The sequence below is a fragment of the Psychrobacter glacincola genome (genome assembly GCF_904846075.1).
GTDB lineage: Bacteria > Pseudomonadota > Gammaproteobacteria > Pseudomonadales > Moraxellaceae > Psychrobacter > Psychrobacter glacincola_C.
This window is the reverse complement of record NZ_CAJGZH010000002.1, coordinates 1,062,848-1,082,755: the sequence shown is the minus strand read 5'-3', so window position 1 is coordinate 1,082,755 and position 19,908 is coordinate 1,062,848. Positions and strand designations below refer to the sequence as shown.

13 protein-coding genes are annotated in these 19,908 nt (G+C 42.9%); 6 read left to right on the top strand and 7 right to left on the bottom strand.

Going from position 1 to position 19,908, the window contains the following annotated elements; genetic code table 11:
- Positions 1–189 precede the first annotated feature (189 nt).
- A complete protein-coding gene (locus JMW85_RS10675) occupies positions 190–1,569 on the bottom strand; it encodes a NarK family nitrate/nitrite MFS transporter (protein WP_201581731.1) in 1,380 nt (459 codons plus the stop codon).
- 401 nt (positions 1,570–1,970) lie between these two features.
- Here JMW85_RS10675 and JMW85_RS10670 point away from each other — a divergent pair, with 401 nt between their 5' ends.
- Entirely contained in the window at positions 1,971–4,004 is a 2,034-nt protein-coding gene (locus JMW85_RS10670; protein ID WP_227681796.1) for a histidine kinase, read from the top strand.
- Positions 4,005–4,078: 74 nt separating this feature from the next.
- Positions 4,079–4,738: a two-component system response regulator NarL gene (gene narL / locus JMW85_RS10665; RefSeq protein ID WP_045447151.1), complete on the top strand. Its 660-nt coding sequence runs from the start codon at positions 4,079–4,081 to the stop codon at positions 4,736–4,738.
- 210 nt (positions 4,739–4,948) lie between these two features.
- Here the strand turns inward: narL and JMW85_RS10660 are convergent, their stop codons facing one another.
- On the bottom strand, positions 4,949–6,427 hold the full coding sequence (locus JMW85_RS10660) for an MFS transporter (RefSeq protein ID WP_045455078.1): 1,479 nt from the start codon (positions 6,425–6,427) through the stop codon (positions 4,949–4,951).
- 324 nt (positions 6,428–6,751) lie between these two features.
- Here JMW85_RS10660 and JMW85_RS10655 point away from each other — a divergent pair, with 324 nt between their 5' ends.
- Positions 6,752–7,153, top strand: a complete 402-nt coding sequence (locus JMW85_RS10655) for a DUF1971 domain-containing protein (protein WP_201581729.1) — start codon at positions 6,752–6,754, stop codon at positions 7,151–7,153.
- 78 nt (positions 7,154–7,231) lie between these two features.
- Here the strand turns inward: JMW85_RS10655 and JMW85_RS10650 are convergent, their stop codons facing one another.
- Positions 7,232–8,359 carry an alkene reductase gene (locus JMW85_RS10650; protein WP_265090752.1) on the bottom strand — a complete coding sequence of 376 codons (1,128 nt, stop codon included), beginning with the start codon at positions 8,357–8,359 and terminating at the stop codon, positions 7,232–7,234.
- 178 nt (positions 8,360–8,537) lie between these two features.
- On the opposite strand from JMW85_RS10650, the gene JMW85_RS10645 reads away from it, so the two are divergent.
- Positions 8,538–9,434 carry a LysR family transcriptional regulator gene (locus JMW85_RS10645; protein ID WP_201581727.1) on the top strand — a complete coding sequence of 299 codons (897 nt, stop codon included), beginning with the start codon at positions 8,538–8,540 and terminating at the stop codon, positions 9,432–9,434.
- A gap of 142 nt (positions 9,435–9,576) precedes the next feature.
- Here the strand turns inward: JMW85_RS10645 and JMW85_RS10640 are convergent, their stop codons facing one another.
- Positions 9,577–11,511 carry an oleate hydratase gene (locus JMW85_RS10640; RefSeq protein WP_201581726.1) on the bottom strand — a complete coding sequence of 645 codons (1,935 nt, stop codon included), beginning with the start codon at positions 11,509–11,511 and terminating at the stop codon, positions 9,577–9,579.
- A 205-nt stretch (positions 11,512–11,716) separates the two neighbouring features.
- A complete protein-coding gene (locus tag JMW85_RS10635) occupies positions 11,717–12,193 on the bottom strand; it encodes a hypothetical protein (RefSeq protein WP_201581725.1) in 477 nt (158 codons plus the stop codon).
- 739 nt (positions 12,194–12,932) lie between these two features.
- Between JMW85_RS10635 and JMW85_RS10630 the strand changes: the two genes are divergently transcribed.
- Both JMW85_RS10630 and JMW85_RS10625 read left to right on the top strand, forming a co-directional pair.
- Positions 12,933–15,290, top strand: coding sequence for a PAS domain-containing sensor histidine kinase (locus JMW85_RS10630; RefSeq protein WP_201581724.1), 2,358 nt, complete (start codon positions 12,933–12,935; stop codon positions 15,288–15,290).
- A gap of 33 nt (positions 15,291–15,323) precedes the next feature.
- Positions 15,324–16,262 carry a response regulator gene (locus JMW85_RS10625; protein ID WP_201581723.1) on the top strand — a complete coding sequence of 313 codons (939 nt, stop codon included), beginning with the start codon at positions 15,324–15,326 and terminating at the stop codon, positions 16,260–16,262.
- A 75-nt stretch (positions 16,263–16,337) separates the two neighbouring features.
- On the opposite strand, the gene JMW85_RS10620 is transcribed toward JMW85_RS10625, so the two are convergent.
- Both JMW85_RS10620 and JMW85_RS10615 read right to left on the bottom strand, forming a co-directional pair.
- Entirely contained in the window at positions 16,338–17,240 is a 903-nt protein-coding gene (locus JMW85_RS10620; RefSeq protein WP_201581722.1) for a sulfite exporter TauE/SafE family protein, read from the bottom strand.
- A gap of 88 nt (positions 17,241–17,328) precedes the next feature.
- A complete protein-coding gene (locus tag JMW85_RS10615) occupies positions 17,329–19,632 on the bottom strand; it encodes a TonB-dependent receptor (RefSeq protein WP_201581721.1) in 2,304 nt (767 codons plus the stop codon).
- Positions 19,633–19,908 lie beyond the last annotated feature (276 nt).

The following is a 19,908-nucleotide window of genomic DNA, read 5'->3' as shown; positions in this document are numbered from 1 at the left end:
AGTAGTAGCGGTAAATGATAAAATTTGCTTAAAAAATCGTTAAGTATTTATAAGTCGGGCTTATTTACAAGCAGAATATGGATTGGTGAAAATAAAAAAAGTGCTACTTACGCTGGCAAGTAGCACTATAAAGAGCGATATTTTTAATTTAAAAATCTGTTTCCAAAGAATGATTTATACAAGGCTGCTTTAGCAAGGAATCTCAGCATTAGGGCGACTGTAATACCACCATGTCAACACAATACAGAGAACATAAAAGACAATTAAAGCGATAAAAGTACCATTAACACCCAGTCCTGAACCAAACATTTTTGGGACAAAGAATGCGCCATAGGCTGCTATCGCTGAAGTAAAGCCAACCACTGCTGCTGATTCTTTACGTATCTCGACAAACAAGTCCTCTGTACCTGCTTTTTGAGGTTCAAGGCGTTCATGAAAGGTTCTGAAGATAACGGGAATCATGGTAAAGGTAGAGCCGTTACCGATACCCGTGGTGATAAACAGCACCATAAAAGAGATGAAGTATCCGACAAAGCTGCCCTCATGAGTATCGCTAGGTAGGAAATACATCACCGCCAATACCGCCAATACCATCACGATATAGTTCCAAAAAGTCACTTTTGCGCCACTGGTTTTATCAGATATCCAGCCACCTAAAGGACGAAATAGCGCACCAACTAAAGGACCTAAGAAGGCAAACTTAAGCGCATCAATGGCGGGAAATGAGTTTTTAATCAGCATCGGAAACGCGGCTGAAAAACCAATAAACGAGCCAAAGGTTGCCATATATAGGATACACATGATCCAGTTATGTTTGCGTTTAAAGATAACGGACTGGTCTTTAAAGGAAGCTTTAGCAGTGGCAATATCGTTCATGCCAAACCATGCCAGTGCTGAAAATAGCAGAATAAAGGGTACCCAAATAAACCCTGCATTTTGTAGATAAAACAGCTGACCGCTTGCAGAGACTTGTGGGTCACCGCCTAAGCTACCAAAGGCTGCTACTAATATAATCATCGGTACAACGAACTGCATCACCGACACGCCAAGGTTACCCAAACCCGCGTTTAGCCCAAGAGCAGTGCCCTGTTCTGCTTTTGGAAAGAAGAACGAGATATTGGACATGGAGGAGGCAAAGTTGCCACCACCGAAGCCACAAAGTAGGGCAATGATGGCAAATATCATAAATGGCGTATCAGGATTCTGAACCGCAAAGCCCATCCATAATGCTGGAATTAACAGGGATAAGGTAGATATCGCTGTCCAACGTCGCCCACCAAAGATAGGCACCATAAAAGAATAAAAAATTCGCAGCGTTGCCCCTGATAGTCCGGGCAGCGCGGCGAGCCAAAACAACTGCCCATCATCAAAATCAAAACCAATCTCTGGCAGACGGACGATGACGGCACTCCATACCATCCATACTGCAAATGCCAATAGCAACGATGGAATGGATATCCATAAATTTCTACGAGCGACTTTTTTGCCGCCTCCTTCCCAAAATTCTTTTACTTCAGGTCGCCAGTCAGTGATGAGCTTACCACCTTTGAAGTTGTAATTATTGCCCATGTTATTCCTCACTTAGTATCAGCTATGCCTAGTTATGTTCAGTATTTTTTATCATCAAATGGCTGTCTAAACTTACAGTAAACCGTAGCGCTTACTCCTGTTATTGTTGATAACAAAGAGCCGCCGTACTGGCTTATGAGCGCTATGAATCACTTGCTCTATCAAAAAATGATAACTCACGGTACTGTGTTATCCCGATGAAGAGTATTCATACATAGTGGTATACTGATGACTAAAAGGGGTATATTGCGGGCAGGTTTATCACTAAGATTTTGCTTGTCGATGGACTGATAAGTGCGCTGTAGTATTTTTTATGCTGTATGTTTTTTGCTTTTGCGACGTTCAATTTTAAGATCTCAAATCTTTTGTGCAGAAAGTGTCTGATGGGAGCGCTATTAATCATGTCTAATCTACGACGGCAGTCTTTGTTCCTTCATACTTGGATTGCTATTACGATCATCGCTACTTTGTTTTTGATGTCAGCGATAGGCAGCGGTGCGCTCGCTTGGGTCGCAAAGTCTGATGCTGAGGCGATTAATACTGCAGGATCGATACGCATGGCAACGTATCGCATTAGCTTTCAGTTAGCGACTGACTTTGCGGATAACCATCCCTTTAGCTCAAGCCTAAATATCAAACAAGATGGCTTAGATAGTGACAATGCGCCGCAGGTAGAAAAGCAAGACAGACTGGATTTCTCCAATAAAAGCGAGTCTGAAAAAATAGACATACTGGTTGAAGACATGGAGAGTCGTCTCAACAAATTACAAGCGTATCAACTGACCAGTGCCAACAGAGATAAGGCGATCAGTGAGCAATGGAGCCAGATAAAATCACAATGGTTTCGTGATTTAAAACCAGCATTGTTGGCACAAGACAAGCAAGGCTTTTATAGTGATTCAACCAAGTATATTGACGATGTTAATCGTTTTGTTGGCGCGTTACAGGATAGAAATGAGCAGCGTCAGACATGGCAGCAAAACCTACAAATACTATCACTGATACTGAGCATGATTATCATGCTGATAGGCGTACGGAGATTACAGAACTCAGTGCTAACGCCTATTCAACAACTCATTAAAGCCAATCGGGCGTTTAAAGAAGGCAAATATGATACGAGAGTATCTATCAGCGGTTATAGAGAATTTGAAGCGCTTGGCAATTCTTTTAACGGTATGGCCAGTACCATTGAGAGGTATCAGCGCTCACTTGAGAGTGAGGTACAGACAAAGACTCAGCATCTGGTAAAAGCCAACCAAGCCTTATCATTGTTTTATGATTTCTCAAAGCAATTGACCAGTAGTCCTGTGAGCTTACATCGGCTTGATGAATTGATTACTGGCTTTGGGTGTATATTCCCATATTTAGATTTTACGCTGTGTATCCAAAGCAATATTCTCACCAATAAAAACTCTATAGCCCTACACGATGATAGGATGAAGGAGCTATGTACCAAACTCACTTGTGACAGCTGCTCTATTAAAGAAGACGTTTATACCAAAACGTTTCCGATTATTCATCAAGATATAGAATTTGGTGAGCTAAAGGTAAGACCAAAATCTGTCTTAATGACCAATAAAGCTTATGCAGAAGATAAGAAAAAAAGCGAGGAAGATTCAACACGCATCAAAGTAGTAGAGGTGGATAGTAGTTATTTAATTGCTAAAAACAATGAATTGATTGTCGTGCTGACCAATCTCGTCAGCACCGCCTTATCCCTACGCAGACAAAGGCAGCAAGACCATCAGCTGATTCTACTTGAAGAGCGCTCGACCATTGCTAGGGAGTTGCATGACTCTTTAGCACAGTCATTGTCTTATCTAAAAATACAAGTCAGCGTGCTCGAAAAACATCTGCAACTGTCTACTGATAAAGACAGTGGGCTGGTGGTGTTTGATGAGCAAAGTCAAATCAAGGTTGGGCAGCATATCAGTCAAATAAAAATGGGTCTGAACTCTGCTTATCATGAGCTGCGAGACTTATTGACGACTTTTCGCTTGACGATTGATAGCGGCAATTTTGATGAAGCTTTATATGAGGCGGCTGATGAGTTTGCTGTAAAAGGGCAGTTTGACATAAAGGTCAACAATCAAATCCTATCCTTGAATCTAACGGCAACCGAACAAGTGCATCTCATTCAAATTATAAGGGAGGCGCTGTCGAATATCAGTCGCCATGCTCATGCTAACTGCGTCACTATCGATTTGGTTTATGATGATGAAAGTAATTATGTAGCGATGATGGTTAATGATGACGGCGTTGGCATATCAGGGACTGTCAATCAGACCCAGCATCATGGTCTAATGATTATGAAAGAGCGTGCCTATAAATTAGGCGGTGATTTGATCATCTCTAATAATGTACCCGCAGGTACCAGTGTCATCGTCAGGTTTGTACCCAGTTTTTTTACGGATTATATGGCTGAGCAAAACTAAGTGAATCGGCTTAGTAAACGCTCTTAACCACTGCATTGTATTTTTTGTAGCATTTTTCAATTTGTGAGTATTTTATGACTACTAAAGTTTATACGTCTGCTTCTCCGGCTCGGCTACTATTGGTCGATGACCATCCTATGCTGCGCCGCGGTGTCGCAGAACTGCTCAGTCTCGAAAGTGATGTAACGGTCGTTGGTGAGGCGAATAACGGGCAAGAAGCGTTGGATTTTTTGGCAAACAATCCGGTCGATCTGGTCATTCTAGATCATAAAATGCCAGTGTTGACTGGTATCGAAACCTTAAGAGAAATCAAGGCCAGAAATATTGACGTGGCTACCTTGCTATTTACAGTTTCTGACAGCGGAGAAGACGTACAAGAAGCATTGAAATTAGGGGTGGATGGTTATTTGCTAAAAGATATGGAGCCTGAGTTAATCATCGTCGATATTAGAAAAGTGTTGCGCGGTGAGCTGGTTATCAGTCCCAATTTGGCCTCAATATTGGCGCAAACATTACGTACCCCAAGTATTGAAGATATCGCTGGCAATCTCACCACTAGAGAGTTGCAAGTGATTCAAATGATTGCTGAAGGCTTAAGTAATAAAATGATCGCCAACAAACTGGATATCGCAGAATCCACAGTAAAGGTGCATGTTAAGCATATTTTGAACAAAACTGGACTACGCACACGGGTAGAGGCAGCGGTATGGACCGTGAATCATTTATCAAAGTAGTCGTTTGTAAAAATGGTTATTTATCGAAGTGGTTGTTTTTTGAAAATATTACTTTTTGAAATCGCTACTTTTTGAAAGCATTACTTTTTATAAAAAAATCATGGGTCATCTGAATAACCGCTATTACATGTCTAGATAGTTCTCTATATCAGTCAAAAAGCCACCGAGCAGTGATGCTGGGTGGCTTTTTTATTTTATAAGCTAACCAAATTAGCCTTCTTCAGCGGCAATTTGACGATCGACCGAGGACATCTTGTATTCGTCACCAAAGGCATCTTCAGGCTCTTTCAACCAGAAGAAACAAAGTACCCAAGCAATAAATGCACCTATCGCAATGATAAAAAAGAACTGATTTGGTTCGACCAAGGTAAATATAAATAGATAGAACACAGCGCCCACATTGCCATAAGCCCCCGCCATACCAGAAATTTGACCCGTTAAGCGCCGTTTAATTGAGGGGATAATACCAAAAGTTGCACCTTCTGCCCCTTGTACAAAGACTGAGCATAGAATCGTAAAGACGACCGCGATAAACAATGGCCACTCTGCATTCAGCAATCCCATCAATCCAAAGCCGATACCGATACCGAACATGTATACCAACATCACCAAGCGACGATTGCCAACCTTGTCAGAGATATAGCCGCCAAGTGGTCGCGCCCATAAGTTAACAAAAGCAAAGGTCGATGCGACTAACCCTGCGACGGTAGGGTCGAGCTTCCACGTTGCGGCAAAGAACATCGGTAGCATAGAGACGACCGCCAGCTCTGCGCCAAAGTTAGCAAAGTAGGTGACATTTAGGGCGGCAACAGAGGTAAAGGGGTATTTGTCATCCTCAGGGATACCCGCTTTGAGCATGGGTACGTTGACACTGATGGCTTTATAAATTTGATAAATAACCACCACAGCGATGAGAGTATAAAACCCCCAAGCGCCTGTTTCGCTTAGGAATCCCATGTTTTTGGTACGATAAACCAATACACCCAATACGCCATATAAAGGAATAATAAATAGGCAATATAATAATAGATCCCTCCAACTTGATACCTCTAAAGCACCCGCCTTACGTGCTTTTTTATGGGTATCTTGTGTAGGACCATCGGTGATTAAAAACCAGTAGGCTACCCCGTAAGCGGCCATCAGTAAGCCAGATAATGCAATTGCCCAGCGCCAACCGTCATCACCACCAAAGAACTGTAGCGCAACCGTGGGAATGGTAATCGCTGCGGCAGCTGAACCAAAATTACCCCAGCCTGCATAAAATCCTTCGGCAAAGCCAATGTCTTTTGGCTTAAACCAAAGGGCGGTCATGTGAATGCCAACGACGAACCCTGCGCCCACGATAGACATAAATAGGCGAGCGACGAACAGCTGCATCGCGGAATCACCAAACGCGAAGAACCATGTCGGTATCGCCATGACGACCATCAGTATGGAAAACACGCGACGCGGACCGAAGCGATCCAATGCCATGCCGACTACCACTCGCCCTGGAATGGTCAAAGCAACGTTGGCAATGAGAAATAATTTGATGTGTTCAGAAGTTAAATAGCTTTCAGCCTCTAGCATAGAAGTGGCTAGTGGCGCCATATTGAACCAGACGTAAAAGGTCAGAAAAAAAGCAATCCACGTATAGTGAAGCGCTCTTATATCACGGCGTTCAACCTCAAGTAGCTCTTTTGCATGCATGACAAGTATTCTCCACCGTCGAACTGGATAGTTTAGATGGAGTTAATGTAGCAATAAGTAAGCTCGCTAGCCATTAGGCGAAAGCAGTATGAATGTCATTTCACATACTACTTAATGGGGATTAAAAAGTGGCTTTAATATTCTATATATTGATGGTTAACTAAGATGATATGAGAATAGCAATACATTTGAAAATATGATGCGCTATAGTAATAATAACCATTACTGTGCGTGTTTTTCTCGTTTACCAATCCTTTTTATTCACAAGTAAGCTGTTAATAAACAGGATTGGGATACACCCATCAAATTAGCTAAGGAGTTACCATGAGTCATACTGTCGCCTCAAACCCTGTCATACCTAGCCATTGGAAAATAAAGCGTTCGACCCACTTTTTTACTAAAGATAAAGTCCCAAAAGCCTTGTTGACTCATCACAATACAGCAGAGGGCGTATACGGCCAAATTTGTGTCATGCAAGGCACGGTTACCTTTTATGGCTTTGCTGATGAAGCCGCTACTGAACCTGAAAAAACCATTGTGATTACAGCAGGGCAGTTCGCGGTCAGTCCGCCTCAATATTGGCACCGCGTAGAATTAAGTGATGATGCCCAATTCAATATTAATTTTTGGACAGAAGCGGATACTGGTAATAAGTCGCTGTTCAATAGCTCAAAGATACACAGCAAGCCTATCGAAAAGTTATTTGATCAGTCGGATGAATCATAAGGGCTATATATATGAATCAGCTATTAGAAATATCCTATTTATAAGCAAAAAAATAAGGCCACGAATGGCCTTATTGTATTAAGAGTTTTGATAGTAAGGATAATCATTATAGCCAATTTCGGTGCCACCATACATCGTGGTAGGCTCTGCCTCATTGAGTGGCCAATGATTGGCGATGCGCTCAGGTAAATCGGGATTAGCAATAAAAGGACGCCCAAAAGCAAATAAATCGCCATAACCTTTAGCTAGAATATGCACCGATTTTTCCGTCGTGTATTTACCCGCATAGATAATACGTCCTGAAAACTCAGCTCTGACGGCCTGATAAAAAGTCTCTGGTAAATCAGGGGCATTGTCCCAGTCAGCTTCTGCAATAGATAAATAAGCGATACTCGCTTGTTCAAGTACTTTAATCGCTTCCATATACGTATGATGTGGATCTGATTCCACTAGCCCTAAATACACGCGAGTCTCATCTGTGCTAGCAAACAGCGGTGCGAAACGTACGCCTAAACGATCAGCGCCAACCACTTCACTGACGGCAGCTATGATTTCTTTTAAGAAACGCAAGCGATTGGTCAATGAACCGCCATACTGATCATCACGTGTGTTGCTATGTTCAGAGATGAACTGATTCACCAAATAGCCATTGGCACAGTGCAGCTCGACGCCATCAAAACCTGCCTCCAATGCATTGCGTGCGGCTGCCGCATACATAGCGACCAGTTCACTAACTTCATCAGTACTGAGTGCGCGTGGCTCACTAGGATCGGCTAACGCGCCTGCACCTGGTGCTGTTTCGATAAATACTTTTACATTGTCAGCAGTGATAGCTGATGGTGCAATTGGCTGAGCGCCTTGTGGTTGTAAGCTGGTATGAGACACGCGACCCACATGCCAAAGCTGAGCGAAAATGATACCACCTGCTGCGTGTACCGCTTGAGTGACCTTTTTCCAGCCTTCGATTTGGGCATGCGAATGTATGCTTGGCGTCCACGCATAACCTTGACCCCTTGGCTCAATTTGCGTGCCTTCAGTGACCATAAAACCAGCTGATGCGCGCTGTGTATAGTAGCTTGCCATTAATTCATTAGGAATATTGCCCGGTTGCGTGCTGCGAGAGCGTGTCAACGGTGGCATGACAATACGATTTTTTAACGTATATGGTCCAAGTGTGACAGATGCAAACAACGGGCTGGTATCGATATTAGATGGTTCCATAAAACTCTCTTTTAAAACAAATAGACGGGGTTATTGTTTAAACCACTGAGCTTGTTTTGATGCTTTATTACTGCGTAAGTAAGGTTGGTAAGCATAGAGTTTTATGGATACAATCGGAAACAGGATTTTGTTGTTTAAGATACAATTATAAATGGTACATATTATGAATGGCATTAACCGACTCGATATCAAGCAGCTGCGAGTGCTACATGCGTTGCTTGATCTAAAAAATCTCTCACAAGTCGCGCGCAAAATGGGGCTGACACAACAGGCAATCAGCGAACAATTACGTAAGCTGCGTGATTTGTTTGATGATCGTTTGTTTATTCGTCAAGGCAATAGCATGGTGGCAACCCCAAAAGCGCTATCGATGCAGCAACCCATTAGTCGCATATTAGAGCAGTTAGAAGCACTGTTAGAGCCAGATGTGTTTTCGCCGCAGACTTATAAAGGCGTGTTTACGATTAGCGCGACCGACTATGCGACGCAGGCATTATTACCGCAGTTGTTTCATATAACGCGCCGCGACGCGCCTGATTTGAAGTTAATCGTGCGTGATTTTGCCTCAGACAATGTCAATCAGCTTATTGCGGCAGGCGAGCTTGATCTGCTGATTACTTTCCCAGAATTTATCCCTGATAACTTGGCTTATGTGACGCTGCTTGAAGAACAACATTTTTGCATTACTGGTTGCAATAATAATTTTACAACAGAGCCGCTGTCACTGGCACAAATTGCTGCACACTCGCAGCTGGTGGTGTCACCTTCACGCGCTAACTTGCGTGGTTCTCATGACCAATGGTTTGCAGAAAAAGGTCTTAAACGAAACATCGTTATGTCCGTTCCTAGCTTTTCTGCGGTGCCAGATATCCTTTATACAACTGATATGATCGCATTTTACCCTTCGCGTTTATTGCCAAACAGTCGGGTTAAAGAGCTTAAAGTGGAAGCCCTGCCACCCACATTTAAGGTAATAGCAGCATGGCACCCACGTACCAGTCACAGTGGTATACACCGTTGGCTGATTGAGCAATTACAGCGGTTATCCAAGTCTGACTAGGGCATGACCTCATTTCTATCTGCATTTTTAAAATGAGGACATGCCCTAGAGCGTTATCGTTTTTATTCTTCGTCATTAGTTTTCATAAAAGCCGTTTTTATCAAAGCTGCTTTTATGAAAACTAACATTACTGATGCCAGACCTACTTATGCCAAAGCCCTTTGATTGCTTCCCACTGCTGAGTAAATATTGAATCGTTGCCGTTGGTGGATTGATTGGCTTTTGGCAATATGTGCTCGTAATAAGTACCTTTAAGAAGCTTAGTTAATAGACCTTCGCCGATGAAACCTTTACCATCATTGAGTGTATTCGCGGCTTTTAGTAATTGACGGATATCGTATTGTAATGGGTTTATATCGGGGACTTGTTTTTGCACGTTTAATAGCTCATAAACTGCGACACGAGCAGTACGAACAGAGCTCTCCATGGTAAATACCACATCATTATGTGTCTCGACGAACTGACCGACTAGACCCATATTGACACAACCATCAGGGACTATCTCAGGACGATCACCTTTAGCACGAGGCATAAACATCGAGGTAATGTAGGGCATATAAGCCGTTCTGACGATGGTATTGGCCATGATATTCTCTATATCATCGAGGATGCCAAGGTGATGACAGAGTTCGCTCAAGATCTCTTTGCCTGTACATTCTGGGATGGGTTTTTTGACATAATTGCCTTCTTTATCCATAAATAAGGCATATAGCCATACGACTAGCGTGTCTTTTGGCTGATCAGGGAAATGCGGTTGACGGTTACAAGTAAAGCTCATCAACCAGTTTGAATCCGTAATCGTAATGATGCCACCGGTCACTGTTTTACCCGTATAAGGGTCGTTGACAGACAGCGTTTTGAGTTTATCAATAAAGGCAGACGGCTGGCAGGTCAACGTCGCCGACATCCAAGCAGATTTATCCACATGCTGATTAAATTTTTCTGGGTGACCAAAGACGGCAGATTGCTTAGCCAGATTATTCCATACTTTCCAACCAGACGATTGCCCCATGCTGTCTTTTGTGAAGTCTAGCGTCGGCGCAGTATTATCATCACCATAGCGGGTATCTTCGGTCATGGAGCCAGTCGTCACGATGACGAAATCATTGCTGCCCATAGGAATGGTGGTTTGCTCACTCGCTTTCTCCGTGATGATGGCTTTGACCTTTTTAGTGCCTGTTACTTTATCAGCATGCTCAAATTCAATGTCTAAATCGGTAACGAGCGTGTCATACTGAAATTGCACACCTTTATCTTTTAAATAATTTTGTAGTGGCTTAACAAAGCTATCAAATTGATTGTATCTTGGGAATACCAGTGCAGACATGTCGTTTAGACCGTCCAATGCGTGTAAAAATCGATGCGTATAAAGCTTAAACTCAAGTAAGCTGTGCCAGTTTTCAAAAGCAAACATGGTTCGCCAAAATGTCCAGAAGTTGCTGCTCAAAAAGCTGTCATCAAAATATTCTTCAATAGTGATATCGTCTAGCTCTTCCTTAGGTTTTAATAGCAAACGAATCAGAGCGAGTTGGTTGGCTTTACTCAATCCCAGCTGACTGAAGTCTTTTATCTCACCTTGCTTATGGATCAGGCGTGCAATAGAGTAATTGGGATCGGTGTCATTTGCTATGCGATACTCATCCAAGGTGCTATAAGGCGCAGGCATTTCCAGAGCGGGGATATCTTGGAATAAATCCCAAAAGTTTTCGTAAGTGAAATCCATTTCACGACCGCCGCGCACCATATATCCCGTTTCAGGATTGCCGCTACCATCTAAGGAGCCACCTGCCACGTCAAGATGCTCTAAAACGGTAATGTTTTCAGCAGATACTTTGCCATCTCGGATGCAGTAATAAGCACTGGCCAAACCTGCAATACCGCCCCCAACGATATAAACCTTACTGTCCTGATAAGCGTCAGTGGGCGTCCCAATATTGCGCTGATAATTACCAATTTGATCAGGGAAGGGTAAGCGCTTGCCTGGTATGTTTGCTACACGGGTTTTACTGGCATCAGGCTGATGGATAAATGTGTCGTGGTCTACCGGATTATTGGTTTGAGTCTTCGTAATTTTCATAGGTTCATCCTTATTGAGTAAGACTGATATAAAAGGTTATTTGACTAAAATGAAGGGTTTATAGACAGACTATAGGGTGTTTTTATTAAATAATAATGACATCGGTTGAAAGTAATATAAGTACTTATTTGCCAAATTATGCGTTATCCATTGGCTAATGGCTGGCTATTTATGATGGTTGCTAACCACAATAAATTCTATGCAATTACGTAGGCGCTGTTTCATACGCTCCAGCAACGGCGCAACCTTGATAGCTTTTATTATCATAAGTTAACGTCACCGTAAATTCATTTTGATAGCCATTATCATCGGTACAAATCTGGCTATTTATATTCATAATAATAGGCTTGCCGCTAACGGTACTCACGTATTCCACACCTTCGGCATATGTCGAACGAGAGACAACGATGGTCGTTGGTTTCAAAAAATCTGCTTCAATGCTGAGTTGGTTGCCATCAATTACTGTGCGCCAACTTTTTTCTGTATTACCAAAAGCGGTGAACGCTGATAACGGTTCTTCGGGGCTGGACGGCTCCATGCTTAGCTGTTCGTCAGCGTTCTCTTTTGCCGTGTTGTTAATGATAGCTGTTGATTCTTTTGCCGTGGTTGGTTGATGACTACTACAAGCCATTAGTGAAAGACTACTTGCTAAGCACAAAGTACTAAAAAACAAAGGACGCATCGCTTTTCCTTTAATATTTAAAAGAGAAAGACTTTGTGAGCGCCTTTCTTTAGGGTTAGTTGAATAGCTGTATGAGCCAGTGATATTAAGCTCTGAGTGTACAGCAGACAGGCTTTGCAATCAGTGATAAGTGACGGTGATCCGCGATATTATATAAAATACAAACACACCCTCTATATTAGTATTATTAATATAACATATGTATAAAATTTCACAGTACAGAACAAGATAAACTTGGCAGACTCTATAATCATAGAGATATTGATGACATAAATAAAAAAATTAGCGACTGACTTGAATATGAAGAAGCCACTTAAAAAATAAGTGGCTTTTTTGTGCCTTGCAATGGCTGATAATAGTACAGCTATAGTTAAGGAATTTTAGAATCGCTACAAGGCGACCGACCGCAGATAGTACACTGAGTACATATAGGGCGGGTAACACCGTAGCGGTTTAAAAGTGCTCTGACTATATGCGCTCAATAAGCTGCATGATGTTATTGATGATAAAAAGAGAGCAGCGCTAAATAAGTACAAGGTTGTATTTACCAACCGCAAGCTAATTGTTGTTAATTAAAAGATACTGGTCAACAGATAAGAAAACAAAACTTTTGTCATCATATTGTCATGACGGCATCGTATCCTTGAGCCCACTATAAATGGTGGTTTCGTATCACTGGTGTCTTTATTCATTAAGTGATGCATTGATGATGGTAGACGCATCAATATAAGGTTTATCTATGAGTGTTGCTGGTCGGCTTGGTAGTATTTCCACACGCATGCTGATTATTTTAGCATTGGCTTTTTTACTAATTATCCTAATGGTGTATTGGGTTATTGAGACTCAAGCTAAGCCTCGTATACTGGAGATGACTTCAGAGACAGTGGTTGAAACGGGTAACGAAGCCATTAATAGCATTATGGCGAATATCAGCCATGTCGACGGACTGGCAAAGGCAACCAGTGCGATGGCGGGCGGCTTGCCAAAAGAAGACAGCCTTTATAGAGAAACTTTTGGTAATCTCATGCAACAGACCGATCCACGAATTGTGGGCGGTGGCGTGTGGTTTGATCCAAATATGTACGCTCAAAACCGAGAGCGCCAGTCGTTTGTATGGGCGCGTGATGACTCAGGCAACATGCAACCGTTAGAGCAGTATAATCAAGTGCGCCAAACGCCGAGTCCCTATTATAGAGAGTGGTGGTACATTCCTGCGATGTACGCACGTCATGACCACTGTGTCTGGAGCCGTGCGTATGTTGATCCGCAAAGCAATCAGCCGATGATGACGTGTGCCAAGGCATTGTATGACAGTCGCAATCAGGCTTTTGATGGAGTGGTTAGTTTTAATCTGCTATTAGATAACCTCGATGAGGCTATGAAAAAGTGGCAAGATAAGCTGGGTGGTTATGTCTTTTTGGTAGACTTGGACAATCGATTTTTGACCTTTCCTGATCAATCTATGGTCACGCAAGCGACTGAAGATAATCCCCAAGGCGAGATGGTAACCGCGCATCAATTGTCCGAGAAACATCCTAGCTTTGCCCCTATTGCGGACAGCCTAGATAGCATTAATCAAACACTCATCGATGAGGCAGTTGCCAGAGATGAAAGTCGTTATACGCTCGCGGCACGTAGTATTTTGAGTACGACCAATCTGAATAAAATCAGCGAACAAGAATCCAAGTTGCTGTCAGCATTGCTGCTATTGAATATTGACCAAACGTTTAATCTGGTAGACAGTCACTTGATTGAGACCATCGCTGTGCCCAATGACTTTGTGTTGCAGCAGCCCGCCACCGCCTTTGTGTTTCGTATGCCATTTACCTATTGGAAGATGGTCATCGTCAAGCCCAATAATGACATGATGAGCGTGGCAAATGCATTGTCGAACCAGCTGATTCAAACCATGCTACTGGGTTTTATTCCTATCTTGTTGTTGACTGCATGGGTGTTCCGTCGCTACTTTACGCGACCGTTAAAGTACATGGCACTAGCAGTGGCTGATATGGGTGCATTAATTGAGCAAAAAAAATACCAACAATTAAGCGCCCTTAAACTGCCACACTCAAATGTCAGCGAAATTCAAATCATCAGTGAGCAGACCAACCAACTGATCGACCGCGTCGTCGAAAATGAAGGCGCACTTGCTGAAATCAATGTCCATCTAGAAAAACAAGTTGCCGCCCGTACCCAAGACTTGCAGCAAGCCATGGATGAGTTGAAAGCCTCGCAAGTGCATCTGGTGCGCTCCGAAAAAATGGCTACATTAGGTCAAATGGTGGCGGGTGTCGCTCATGAGGTCAACACACCGCTGGGTTACGTACGAAGTAATATGGAGCTGGTCGGTGATAATCTCGTGCGTTTTGATGAATTGCTACAGCATACCGATCAATTATTGCAGGCGTTAAAAGCGCCAACTATCAATCAAGAGCAAGTCAAGATACTGATAGAAGAGACTTTACAATGCTGTGAAGAGATTAAAGAAGATGAAGTCAGTGAAGATTTGGCAGATTTAATCAAAGATGGACTTTATGGCGTCGACCAAATTGCTGAACTGGTCGTCAGCTTGCGGGACTTTTCTCGACTGGACGAATCCAAAGTAAAAGATATCGATATCAATGATTGCATCAATACCTCATTGATTATGGCTCGCAATAATTTAAAAACCTTAGACGTCAAAACCAATCTAGCCGAGCTGCCGCTCATTCAGTGTAATCCTTCACAAATTAACCAAGTATTACTAAACCTATTTAATAATGCCGCGCAAGCCATGCCGCCAGATCATAAAGGGACATTGCAAGTCAGCTCGTCTGTCGATGAGGCGCAGCAATATATCGTTGTACATATTATAGACAATGGTGTCGGTATCGCAGAGCCTATTTTAACGCATATCTTTGAGCCGTTTTTTACCACCAAAAAAGTAGGCGATGGCACAGGGTTAGGATTGGCCATTACGGCACAAATCATCGAACAACATAGTGGACGCATTGAAGTTAGCTCAGTCGTTGGCAAGGGCACGACGTTTACCCTCATGCTACCGATACAGTCTATCGTTCATGAAAAGAAACCTTCGCAAGCCTTATTTGAAAGTTGAGAGACTTCCAACCACTTATTTAAAGAGAGCGTCATGCAAAAACCAAAAATCGCTTTTATCGATGATGAGCCGCGTATCTTGCGCAGCTTAAAAATGCATTTTCGCCAGTCACATGACGTATTTATTACTACCGATGCCACTGAGCTAATGGAATATGTTAGCCAGAATGAAGTACAAGTGGTCATCAGCGACCAACGCATGCCAGATAAGCAAGGTACAGAAGTATTGAGTGACATCAAAGCAGCTTCACCAAATACTATTCGTATCTTGTTAACTGGTTATGCGGATCTGAATGCCGTGATGGATTCTGTGAATGAGGGCGAAATTTATCGCTATATCACTAAGCCATGGCAAAATGATGAACTTAAAAAAATCGTTAATAAAGCCACAGAAATTGCTCAGCAAACGCAAGAAATCACACAAAACACTATGAAAAATGATGCAACTCAAAACCGTGTTAATAGTGGCACGGTTAGCAATCGCCATATATTGGTACTAGACGATGATGAGAGTGTCTATCAACAAATAAAAAGTCATTTTAAGAGCGCTTATACCGTGAGCTGGGCGAGTAACCTTGAACAGGCCGCAAAGTTATTACAAAAAAAACGCTTTGGTGTCACGATTACAGATTCGACGCTCAATAAAGAAAATATTACCCCCATCGTTTATGCCTTAAAAAATATCCAGCCAGATCTGATGGTGCTGATGTTGACTGAATTCAAAGATGCCCATATGGTCATTGAATTAATTAATAAGGGTCAGGTATATCGCTGTCTACCACGTCCGACTAACTTCTCTATCATGAGTATCAGTCTTGATCGGGCTTTCGATCATCACGAACGATTGGTGCAGCAGCCGATACTGGCAGCTCGTCATCATGTTGAAGAAGTGCCGGAGTCAGAGGCTTTTAATTTTTCTGAAAGGCTAAAAGGTTTCTTTGCTAAATTCAGAGGTTGGCGCATTAGCAGATAAAAAAATAGGGCACGTTAAAAATGCCCTATCCATAATTTAAAATATCATTGCCTCCTATGTACATGAGAGACGTTTTTATTGCTCGTGATTCATTTGCTCGTGATTCATTTGCTCGTGATTCATTTGTTCGTGATTCATTTGCTCGTGATTCATTTGCTCGTGATTCATTTGCTCGTGATTCATTTGCTCGTGATTCATTTGCTCGTGATTCATTTGCTCATGACTCATCTGCTCATGACTCATCTGCTCGTGGTTCATTTGCTCATGATTCATTTGCTCGTGGTTCATTTGCCCGTGTCCACCATGCATATTGGCCATGATCATCGGCACCGCTATGACGGCTAAGCCAGATAATATCATGATTACGCCATTCACTTGCCTTAAGCGCAAACGCCCGATTTGATTGCGCATCCAGTTGACCGTTCCGTGCGTAGCGACGAGCATGGGTACGGTTCCTAGACCAAAGACAAACATTAACACGGCACCTGTGAGCGGGTCATGACCGACGACCGCAATAAGTAATGCGCCATAAACGAGACCACAGGGTAAAAACCCCCATAATAAACCTGCCGTCAATGCTCGAGGAAAGGTGTTTAAGGGGAATACTTTCTGCCGAAGAGGTGATAGAGCTTGCCAAAAATGCATACCAAGACGTTCAAGCTTGTTTAAAAAAGGCAACCCTAGCATGGTTAATCCTACAAATACCAAGACCAATCCTAGTAGAATGCGAGGTGTGCTATTGCCAACCATCAGAGGGGTTAATACCGTGGTGCCAATTACGCCAGCAATTAAGCCCAATAGGGCATAACTGAGTAAGCGCCCCAAATGGTAAGTCGCAATGAGGCCGCGTTTTTTTGCTGGACTGGTTTCTTTCATCGATAGTCCGAATGCGGTGACGATACCGCCACACATACCTAAGCAATGCGGCGAACCAAAAAATCCCATTAAGAATGCTGCAATTAATAGTGCCATAGTCATGAAGGTGCTTCCTAAGATATAAAATAAATAAAATCTGTTGAAGGTTTAATCGTTATGTTAGTCAGTTAATGACCTATCTTAATGACACCTAAAACTTATAGTTGACACCCACATACAATGATCGGCCCGCGCCAGGGACGGCAGTGCCCCAGTTAGAACCGCTACCTATTTCGCCATTCATCGACATGGTTTTGCCTTGACCCATGTATGCGCCCCCTAGAGGTAGGGCATAGTTTTTATCGAATACGTTATCGATACCAGCCTCAATCGCTACCTCTTTAAACTGATAGCCTGTACTGAGATTTAAGAGACCATAACCCGCCGTTTTAATTTCGTTGCGAGGGGTTGAGATATCATTTTTAGCCGCGACGCCCACCACTTCGATTTGGTTTGTCCAACCGTTATTTTCCCGATTCAGGGCAACACTGCCATTGAATGGCATGATGTTATATAAGTCTGAGCCGCTGTCTTTATTTTCCCCTTTGGTATAGCTTAACGATCCTACTATATCCCAGTGCCCCCAAGCATTTGCTGCCAGCTCCCGATTGGCTGAGATATCTATGCCATATATCTCAGCATCTTGGTTGGTATAGCGCAGCACATTATATTGATTCGTTGTTTGAGTGCTAGCTGCTGTGTTTGCCATTGGGTTCCACTGTACGGCATCGACATAGTCATCAATTTTTGAATAGTAAGGAGTGGCTTTGATGCCCCAGCTCTCATCAGCACCGCGCCAGTCTAAGGTGGCAGATAGGGTGTTAGATTTTTCTGGGCGTAGATTAGGATCACCAAAATAGCCATTACCGTCACCAACGGTATTATTCATGATGGCCGCCATTTTCCAAGTGGACCATGTATAGCGTTCATATAAGCTTGGCGTGCGTTCTTTGTGCGATAGACCTAAGGCTAGATTTTTTTGTGAATCAATGTCGTAGCGTGCGAGTGCAGTAATATCAAAGTTGTTATCAGTGGTTCGGCGGTTACTGGCATTAAAGTTAGCGCTATCTCGCAGCTGATTGGTCATATTGTTTTGACCATCGATTTGATAGCCATGTACTTCATCAGCACTGGTACGTACGTTTTCATAGCGAGCGCCAAGCTGGGTGCTCCAGTCAGGCGAGATGTCTTTTTCCCATTCGCCATAGATACCGATACGCTGACGCTGACCATTGTTGATATTTTGAAAGTCGTTTGGCGACATCATACCGTCGCCAGATGCCGCCCACGTGTCATCTAGCGTGTAGTCTTGATATTCAGCACCTATATTGAGCGTGCCTTGGTTGGTTAAATCAATAATACCTTTAAGATTGGCACCGATGGTCTCGCTACTGGTGTACATCGGCATACCTTTGGCATTACCGTACACGAACTGTTTGTCTTCCCCAAAATTCATATAGTGATCGACATCTTCATGATAGGCCTGTGCTTCTAACTGTCCCCAATTTAACTCGCTTTTGTAGCGCAAATTAATGCGGTCAAGCTGATTGTCGAGCATGTCCATCCGCTGATTTGGATATAGCTCTTTTGGGACGTTTTGCCACAAATAAGTGCCTTGTAGTAGATGATTGCCATTCTTATAAGCCACATCTACTGACTGGTTTTTGCTTTCATAGGCGGTTGAACCAACTTCGTCTTTCGCTAAGGTTTTACCAGCGTTTCCTGTCTCTGTATAAGATTTAAAATCACCACCAGCTTTATAATTATCCGCCTGCGCAAAGCTGCCTTTATAGGTGAGGCTAAGCTGATCGTTTGCCGCTGTGGTAGATAAATTGGCACCATAAGCGTCACCATTACTACGATAAAATGTGCCAATTTCACCTGAGGTTAATATGTCGCTATCCGTTGAAAACATAGGCTCTGCTGTTTCGACAACGATAGTACCGCCAATACTATTTCCACCGACACTCACAGGCGTCACACCTGCATAGACGGTGGTCTTCTCTATAGCGCTTGGCGCAATATAAGACAAGGGTGAGTTCATACTGTTTGGACAGGAGGCGATTGAGTCAACGCCATCCACTAAGATACGCAGACGGTTGTCCGCCAAGCCTCTCATCACGGGCAAGTTTGAGATGCCACCGGCACTTTGGACATTTAGACCGGGTATTTTTGTCAGTATAGTGGCCGTATCACTGCTTACCACTTGTTTACTGTTAATAAATTTTTGATCAAGGGTGGCGGCTGTCCCAAGTGCATTGGTACTAGAGCGCTTATCCGCTGCTGTCGCATAAACGACGATTTCTGGCAATTGAATATGTGGCTCATCATCAGTAGTAGGCATGTGCGCCTTTACGGTTGTGGAATCCGCATAAGCGCTACTGATATGCAATAAAGACAAAGCTAAAACACTTAGTTTTAAAATAGGTACAGCGTTTATTGATGAAGATAACATCTTACTTTCCTAGAAATTCGCAAAAATATTTTATGACATCGGTTATTCAGTTTTTACCAAGAGGCAATGTAAGCCAAGGTAAGCCAAGCCATTTATGGACTTAGACTAAGCACTTGCCGAATATTTTCCGATATAAATAGATAGCATTTTGAGCACAATATTATGAGCACAGTTTTGAGCGCAATGTTTTAGGCAAACGCATACAAGTGCCTCAATCAGAGCGTCAAATGAGCGCGTTGATTGAGAGCATTGTCACTCATGCTCTAGGGCGTGTCC

Coding starts and splice junctions, on each gene's coding strand:
- JMW85_RS10645 (WP_201581727.1), top strand. CDS start 8,538: ATGAATGGCATTAACCGACTCGATATCAAGCAGCTGCGAGTGCTACAT.
- JMW85_RS10640 (WP_201581726.1), bottom strand. CDS start 11,511: ATGAAAATTACGAAGACTCAAACCAATAATCCGGTAGACCACGACACA.
- JMW85_RS10615 (WP_201581721.1), bottom strand. CDS start 19,632: ATGTTATCTTCATCAATAAACGCTGTACCTATTTTAAAACTAAGTGTT.
- JMW85_RS10620 (WP_201581722.1), bottom strand. CDS start 17,240: ATGACTATGGCACTATTAATTGCAGCATTCTTAATGGGATTTTTTGGT.
- JMW85_RS10635 (WP_201581725.1), bottom strand. CDS start 12,193: ATGCGTCCTTTGTTTTTTAGTACTTTGTGCTTAGCAAGTAGTCTTTCA.
- JMW85_RS10675 (WP_201581731.1), bottom strand. CDS start 1,569: ATGGGCAATAATTACAACTTCAAAGGTGGTAAGCTCATCACTGACTGG.
- JMW85_RS10670 (WP_227681796.1), top strand. CDS start 1,971: ATGTCTAATCTACGACGGCAGTCTTTGTTCCTTCATACTTGGATTGCT.
- JMW85_RS10660 (WP_045455078.1), bottom strand. CDS start 6,427: ATGCATGCAAAAGAGCTACTTGAGGTTGAACGCCGTGATATAAGAGCG.
- JMW85_RS10625 (WP_201581723.1), top strand. CDS start 15,324: ATGCAAAAACCAAAAATCGCTTTTATCGATGATGAGCCGCGTATCTTG.
- JMW85_RS10655 (WP_201581729.1), top strand. CDS start 6,752: ATGAGTCATACTGTCGCCTCAAACCCTGTCATACCTAGCCATTGGAAA.
- narL (WP_045447151.1), top strand. CDS start 4,079: ATGACTACTAAAGTTTATACGTCTGCTTCTCCGGCTCGGCTACTATTG.
- JMW85_RS10630 (WP_201581724.1), top strand. CDS start 12,933: ATGAGTGTTGCTGGTCGGCTTGGTAGTATTTCCACACGCATGCTGATT.